A 2,757-nucleotide genomic window follows, 5' to 3' on the forward strand; every position below is an offset into this window, starting at 1 on the left:
GTTGTCGCAGCTGGGTGGCGCGTGCCTGCGCCTCCTCGCGGGCCTGGCGTTCCGAGGCGGCGGCGCGGCGCAGTGAGTCGGCCCGGCCTGCGACTGCGCGGACCCGCTCCTCGCCCGTCCTCAACGCCAGCCGGGCGTCCATCTCGGCCGTGCGGGCCAGGCGGGCCAGCTCGGTGAGCCGGTCGCGCTCGGCGGGGTCGGGCTCGGCGACGTCCTGCTGGGCAGAGGCATTGGCCAGCCGTGCCTCGAGTTCCACCAGGCCGGCACGATCCTTCTCGCGGCTGGCCTGGCCGGCCTGCACGGCCTGTTCCAGGCGTTCCACCTCGCCACGCGCAGAACGCTCCGCCTGCTGGGCGACGAGCACTCGCTGGGCATGGTGGCCCTGCTCCTGCTGCGAGGTCTTGTAGGCCTGTCGGGCATCCTGCTGGGTCTGGCGTGCCTGCTGGAAGGACTCGTGCAGGCGCTGCCCCTCATCGCGGCGTGCGTCGAGTTGCTGCTCCACCTCGGCGAGCTCGGCGCGGGCCTGGTCGATGGTTGCCTGCACCTCGATCGGCGACTGCCGTGCCCGCGAACCGCCGGTCACCTGCCAGGACGACAGAACGTCGCCCTCCCTGGTCACGGCGACCAGCTCAGCATCGACCGCGATCACCTGCTGGGCGGTGGCCAGGTCGTCGACCGCCACCATGCCGGCCAGGGCTCGGGCCAGGGCCGGACGCAGCACCGCGTCCGCCTGCACCAGGTCGACCACAGCCCTGGCCCCGGTGGGCAGGTGGCGTGGCGGGGGGATGCTCGCGGGGACCTCGCCGAGCACCAGGGTGGCGCGGCCCAGTTCCTGTCCGCGCAGTTCCTCGACGGCGGCCACTGCCCGGCCCAGGTCCTCGACCAGGACACCGTCGACCGCGGTCCTCAGCGCCGCAGCAACGGCAGCTTCGTAGCCGGCCTCGACCCGCATCATCGACGAGACCGGCCCGATGACACCCTCGGCCAGCTCCTGGTCGAGCAGTGCGGCGGTGGCGTCGCCCCGGTCCAGGCCCAGCTCCAGCGCCTCGATGCGTGCCTGCAGGGCGGCACGGCGCGGGGTGAGCTCCTGGATGAGGGCCTGCACCTGGTTCGACTCGGTGCGCACCGCGTCCGCGCGGACCGTGGCCTGCTCGACCGCGGCGGCCAGGTCCTCGTCGGCTCCCGTGTGGTCCTCGGCGGCGCGGGTGGCGGCCAGCACCTGCGCAGCAGACTCCTCGACGCGTTCGGCGGCCTCGTCGCGGCGCTGCTGCAGACGGGACGCTTCCTCCCCGGCGGCCTCGATCCGCGAGCGCAGGGCATTGACCTGCCCCGTCAGCCTGGCCAGGCCTTCTCGACGGTCGGCGACGGCCCGCAACTGGGCCGCATGGGCCCGGTCCGCCTCGGCCAGGGCGGTCTCGGTCTGGTTGCGGTGCTCCTGTGCCTTGGCCAGGGCGGCGGTCAGCCCGGCCACCTCGGCCCGCAGCTCCTCCTCCTGCTGGCGCACCTGTTCAGCCTCGGCCTCCAGCTGTTCCGGGTCACGGCCCTGGCGCCCCACCTGGGGCTGGGCCTCGGCATTGCGCACCCGCTCCGCGGCGATCTGCTGGGTGGTGCTGGTGCGCTCCCGCAGGGCCGCCAGTGCATACCAGGTCTCCTGCGCCCGCGACAGCCGCGGTTGTGCCTGTGACAGTGCCTGTTCGGCCTCCGCCTCGGCCTGCTGGGCGGCATTCAGCGTCGCCTCGGCCTGGCGCCGGGCCTGCTTGAGCGCGGCCTCGTCGGCCAGGTCGGTCTCCAGCGCGATCGTGGCCTGGGTGAGGTCGTCGGCAAGCAGCCGCGCCTTGGCATCGCGCAGCTCGGCCTGGATGACGGCGGCCTTGCGCGCCACCTCGGCCTGACGACCCAGCGGCTTGAGCTGGCGTCGGATCTCCGCGACGAGGTCCTGGAGCCGGTCCAGGTTGGCCTGGGTGGCCTCCAGTTTGCGCAGCGCCTTCTCCTTGCGCTTGCGGTGCTTGAGGACGCCGGCGGCCTCCTCGATGAAGCCGCGGCGGATCTCGGGGGTGGCCTGCAGGATGGTGTCGAGCTGCCCTTGGCCGACGATCACGTGCATCTCGCGGCCGATGCCGGAGTCGCTGAGCAGTTCCTGCACGTCGAGCAGGCGCGCCGAGGAGCCGTTGATCGAGTAGTCGGAGCCACCGTTGCGGAACATGGTCCGGGTGATCGTCACCTCGGTGTAGTCGATCGGCAGCGCACCGTCGGTGTTGTCGATGGTCAGGCTCACCTCGGCGCGCCCCAGGGGGGCACGCCCGGAGGTGCCGGCGAAGATGACATCTTCCATCTTGCCGCCGCGCAGGCTCTTGGCGCCCTGCTCGCCCATCACCCAGCTCAGCGCGTCGACCACATTGGACTTGCCGGAGCCGTTCGGGCCGACGACGCAGGTGATGCCTGGCTCGAAGTTCAGGGTGGTGGCCGAGGCGAAGGACTTGAATCCTCGCAGGGTCAGGCTCTTGAGGTACACGTGACTAGCGGGCCGGCCACGACTGGCCGCCCTGGTCCAGGGCCTCGGGTGCCACGACCGGCGCGGTCATCGGAACCTCCTCCAGGTGGCCCGTCTGCACCGCCCGGAAGGTCCACAGCTTGTTGACCACGAAGTTGATCGGCAGCGTGAGCACGATGGTGATCAGCTGCGCCCAGTAGGCGCGGTCGCGCAGCCCCTGGCTGCCGTCGAAGACCGACGAGGGCAGGTAGAACATGCTGGTCGGG

General features: G+C 72.2%; 1 protein-coding gene and 1 pseudogene. Both read right to left on the minus strand.

Annotated elements, in window-relative coordinates; all coding sequences use genetic code 11:
* On the minus strand, positions 1–2,512 hold a 2,512-nt coding region (gene smc, locus ACHFFZ_RS14715), incomplete at its 3' end, for a chromosome segregation protein SMC (RefSeq protein WP_394277351.1).
* Between the two features lie 4 nt (positions 2,513–2,516).
* Positions 2,517–2,757: pseudogene (locus ACHFFZ_RS14720) on the minus strand (GtrA family protein); the annotation flags it as partial.

The organism is Luteococcus sp. (assembly GCF_043424415.1).
In the GTDB taxonomy this organism is placed as follows: domain Bacteria; phylum Actinomycetota; class Actinomycetes; order Propionibacteriales; family Propionibacteriaceae; genus Luteococcus.